We start from the raw sequence: 4,843 nt of genomic DNA on the forward strand, positions 1-4,843 counted from the left end.
AAGATGCTCCCCTTACGGCAGCATCTTTTTTGTTGTATTATTTGTTTTTAACTAAATCATTTAATAGAGATTCCCATTGATTAAAGATGACTTCCGGATCATACTGCAGCATAGATTCTCTAGCCGCAGATCCCATTTTCTGGCGGAGCTCAGCATCTTCCATCAGGCGGGCAAGGGCAGCAGCAAAGCTTTGAGGATTATTTTTGGTAAGGAATCCTGTTTGCTCATTTTTTATTAAATCAATATTGCCCGGGTAGTTTGACAGAGCTACAGGTGGAAGCCCGGCAGCCATTGCTTCGGTCAATGCAAGGCTGAAACCCTCGGCTTTGCTTGGAGTAGCGAAGATATTACTTCTACTGTAGACATCTTCTAGGACATGGCTTGTTTGGCCTTTGATGTGGATTCTATCTTCAAAACCAGATTCGTGGATGTCTTTTTTAGTAAGTTTCCATAGTTTTCATCAACAGATCCCCATAGTTCTACGTGCCACTTAGGGAAACGATTTGCAATCAGTTTAAACGCTGATATAATCAAACGCTGATTTTTACGATCACAGATGGTCCCTACCGATGTAATGATGGGGATATCTGGATTTCTATTGTTTAAGGACCTTGGGATTTCAACTGTATTTCCAATAACACAGATATTCGTATTAGGGAAGTACCGCTTTGCCGTCGTTATGCCGCTGGGAGTCAAAATCTGAATCACGGATGACTGTGCAGCATATTTCTTTTCTCTTTCGGAGAGTAAGGGGAATTGAATGTCTGGCTGAGCGTGGATCATTGTTACTAATGGTCCTCGATATCCTGTATCTGTTAATGTATATACAGTAGAAGGAACAGATGTTATAATAATTACATCTGGTTGAATTTGAGATAAGCGCTTACGTATAGCTGCTCCGTACTGCTTTCCCTTGTGCTGCGCATTGATACCTTGCGCTGCCTTTTGACTGAAAACTCTGGCAATTTCACGTCCAATACGATAATGAGGAGGAAGTTTTTCAGAAATGACTTTCTTTCCGTTTTCAAAAAGGATGTTATCTGTTTTTACAGATGAATCGAGAGGGAAGTAAGGGGGACCTTCCTTACCGTCCCGATAAAGTATCGTGACTTGATGTCCTCTTTTACAAAGTGCGTTTGCAAGTTGGCACGTTACTTTCTCAACGCCACCAGAGAAATTTACCCAGTTTGTGTTGAAATGAGCGATGACGATATTCATTGGTTCGGATCCTCCAACAAGCGAAGATAATTTTCGAATTTATGCTTATGTATTATATCATGATGCTGTTGCATAAGAAATAAAATGGATTTGACTGTTTAGAAATAAATTCTCATCTGAGCAAAAAATAGTCATGTTAAAATGAAATGGGTTAATTCATGGAAAAATACTTGCTTTTCTTGTACAATAAAAATACTTAATATTATGGAATTTTCTGATGGATTCTTATAATGCTGTCCTTTTTTAGGAGTTTATGATATGGAAAATGTACTTCTTCATGCCGTGAAAGATACGGTCTTTATCGGCGGAGAGCCTGAGAAAGATGCCTTTCATATTGCGTTGACCGGGACAGCGGACTATATCCCGCATATGGGAATTGTAACTTTAACGGTGCGTGAGCATAATAAGGATCTTCCACTTTGTTTTCACTTCTTTGTGAATCAGCTTGTGGACGAGGAAAGGGAACATCTGGAGGAAATGGCGTTGATTACGGGATGCCCTGTGCAGGTTCATCTGATCGATGACAGTGCTTTCAAGACGCTGCTTCTCTCTGATGGCAATCCTGCTTTCTTCTATCGTTTCCTGGTAGCACCGACACTGGCACCTTTGACAGATAGAGGGCTCTACCTGGATGGAGATATGATGTGCCGCGGATCGCTTCGTTACCTGAAAGAACTCGACTTTGGGGATAAGCTTGTCGCTGTCGTATCGGACAGAAATGAAAAGGCACAGATGAAACGCATGCATACGAGCCGTTATTTCAATGCAGGTATGATGCTGATGAATCTGGGACCATGGATGGAGCAGGGCTGCTTTGATGACATTGTCCGCCGCGCGCAGGAAAACGTAAAACGTATAGGCAACCGTCTTTCTCACCATGATCAGGACATTCACAATGAGATGCTCGATGGTAAGTGCCTCTATATTGAAAAGAAGTACAACTACCTCTACAACCTGGACCGGCAGTCTTTGTTCAAAAAACAGCCAGTGAATGAAGATTATAAGAAACAGATCATCATTCATTTTGCCGGGCATGCTAAGCCATGGCACAGCTGGGTGCAGGGATGGCCGGTTGTAAAAGAATACGCAGCTATCCAAAAATCTTCACCATGGAAAGACGTGCCTCTTGTTCCTCCGAAGGGAACAAAAAATCTTCATCAGGCAGCAAGATCTGCTCGCATGAATGGCCAGTATGGTGCGATGATCGGGTGGTATTTGAAGTACATTGGCGCGAAATTATAAATAGAAGAAGCGTAATGGATGGGGAAGATCCATTACGCTGTCTTTATGTTTTAGGTATGGAATCATTAAGGGTTGGATTAAAAACATAGGTATGGAAACAAGAAAATTGGGAAGGTATTTAGCGCTGGCAATTGCTGCCATGGCGCTGATTTATGGTTGGTTTGCTCTGGTGGGAATTACTGATCTTGGAAATTTCAATCATGGGATTCGTAATGTGCTTATCGGAGTTGTTTTGGTATTTTTATCAGAGTGTCTGACAGGGAGAAGCCTGCTTCATCCTTCCTGGAGACCGGGGCTTTTAATCTTTTATTTCTGGCTGGGAGCATTTTCATATATTGGCGCGCGTTCTGGCGGAACTTGGGGGATTAGAGTAGAGGTATTAAATGACGATGTTTTGACACTAATTCCGGTTTTGGTACTTACGTTCTTATTAGAATATATCGGCTCATTGAAAAGACTGTTGAGACCGGTACTTTCACTCTTTAATTTCCTTCTGATCGGATATTTTTCGCTTGGCGCATTTGTATATATTACGTATTACAAAATCTTTGATGCTGGATTCACACATGATGCGATGATCTCAGTGCTCCTGACCAACTTTAATGAGACCAAGGAATTCTTACTGTCTCATTTAGGTGCGGCCGCGTTAGTCGGAGTTTTGGGATTATTTATTCTTTATATGATTCTGACGGCGGTTTTAATCTATAAAGGAAATAGAGAAGATAAGGGAAATTCACTTCATAGTTTAAAAATGATAGGAATCGGTATTCTTGTCATTGCTGCTTTGGTGCCTCTTGCACGAGGCATTCCGCGTACATTTCCTTCATGGAGCTATCGTGTAGCTCATAAATATATTATGGGATCTAAAGCAGCGATGAAGAAACATGATGAAAACCTGAAGGATTTTCACTTTGTTGGGGAGACACCCAAGATGCTGAATGGCTCTGTTATCGTGGTTATTGGTGAAAGTGCTGCCGAAGATCATATGAAGGCATTTAATCCGTCGTATCCTGCTGAAACGACGCCCTGGCTTTCTAAAGAAGAGGCGAACTCAGATTTCTTCCTTTTTGATAAAGCATATACTAGTTTCCCTCTGACGGAAAAAGCACTTGCTTATTACCTCACAAATATAAATCAATATAATGGAAGAAACCGAAACGAGAGTATTTCTCTAACGGATGTAGCAAATCAGATTGGATATCCGACATACTTTATCAGTAACCAGTCTCCAGCTCCTGGGAATATAGCACTTGAGCTTACAACGAGTGTTTCGAAGAAGGTTTATTTTACCCGCCGGCCTGGAAGCGATGATGGAAAGGTTCTGGATGAACTGAAAAAGATACCTGATGGTGAAAAAGCGTTCATTGTCATCCATCTGGAAGGAAGCCATGATCGTTATAAAGACAGAGTTCCTCCAGATTTTACAGGTATTCAGGTTGATGGTCATTCCGAAAAAGTAAATGACTATGATTCCAGTATTTTATATACCGATGATGTACTAAAACGTATTTATGACTACGGGAAAGATCATTTGAATATGCAGGCTATGGTCTATGCTTCGGATCACGGGGAAGACATGGAGTATTTCCATGGAGACGGAAAATTTACGTGGGAAATGGCTCGTATTCCTCTCTTTGTATACTTATCTGACTCCTATCAGAAGGAATATCCAGAAACCGCTAAGGAACTTGCTCTTCATAAGGATGATATATTCACCAATGATTTAATGTACGATCTGGTTTGCGGTATTCTTAGAGCACCTAACACAGGATATGATGCCAAGTATGATCCGACAAGTCCTGAGTTCAGCTTTACCAAAGATCAGGCAACGACAAGGTATGGAGAAATCCGTATAGTGGATGATCCTCAATTGAAATAATTGCAGTATGATGATAAAAAGCAGAGGCAGATCAACAGTTGATTTGTCCCTGCTTTTTATTTTCTTCTCTCCTCTTTTTCTCCTCATTTCCAAATCTTTATTCTGCTATGCATCGGCTTCATGGAGTTTATAATCTTTATGATTATTTTCTATTTGAATATTGATACAGCATTTTGGATAATATAGGAGAATTACGTGATTGATCCGTGTCTTTCCGATGGAGGGAAGGGCTGGTATCAATAAAGGACTGGCCGGCTGCGGAAGGTCTGGCGGTTCTGTTTATGTTTCTTGACGAGCTCTGTGGAAGGGAGCTGGCAGCGGGAAGGCTGCGTCGGGTTTCGTGCGGGGAGGAGTGATAGGTCTTTTGCAGGCGGGCGCCAGTCAAAGTGCCGCCTTTTTGTTGTGCTCAAAAACCGGCGGGGCCGGTGTGTTGTGGGAAAGGTTGGTCCATGATGGAAGGTACAATGGAAAGGGGGTGCGGATATTTTTTTGGACCATTCTGGT

The 4,843-nt window shown here is 41.8% G+C and carries 4 protein-coding genes; 2 read left to right on the forward strand and 2 right to left on the reverse strand.

From position 1 onward, the window contains the following. Positions 1-37 precede the first annotated feature (37 nt). Positions 38-430 carry a glycosyltransferase gene (locus M3200_RS05480; protein ID WP_353867219.1) on the reverse strand — a complete coding sequence of 131 codons (393 nt, stop codon included), beginning with the start codon at positions 428-430 and terminating at the stop codon, positions 38-40. Beyond that, positions 370-1,218, reverse strand: a complete 849-nt coding sequence (locus M3200_RS05485; RefSeq protein WP_022382547.1) for a glycosyltransferase — start codon at positions 1,216-1,218, stop codon at positions 370-372. The genes M3200_RS05480 and M3200_RS05485 overlap by 61 nt, the downstream gene beginning before the upstream one ends. A gap of 258 nt (positions 1,219-1,476) precedes the next feature. On the opposite strand from M3200_RS05485, the gene M3200_RS05490 reads away from it, so the two are divergent. Together M3200_RS05490 and M3200_RS05495 are read left to right on the forward strand one after the other, a co-directional pair. Further along, the gene (locus M3200_RS05490) at positions 1,477-2,460 is read left to right on the forward strand and encodes a glycosyltransferase family 8 protein (RefSeq protein ID WP_022382548.1); all 984 of its coding nucleotides are present in this window, start codon (positions 1,477-1,479) and stop codon (positions 2,458-2,460) included. A 91-nt stretch (positions 2,461-2,551) separates the two neighbouring features. Beyond that, the gene (locus M3200_RS05495) at positions 2,552-4,339 is read left to right on the forward strand and encodes a phosphoethanolamine transferase (RefSeq protein WP_022382549.1); all 1,788 of its coding nucleotides are present in this window, start codon (positions 2,552-2,554) and stop codon (positions 4,337-4,339) included. The last annotated feature ends 504 nt before the right edge of the window (positions 4,340-4,843 follow it).

Source organism: Dialister sp. CAG:357 (genome assembly GCF_000435155.1).
Taxonomy (GTDB): Bacteria; Bacillota; Negativicutes; order Veillonellales; family Dialisteraceae; genus Dialister; species Dialister hominis.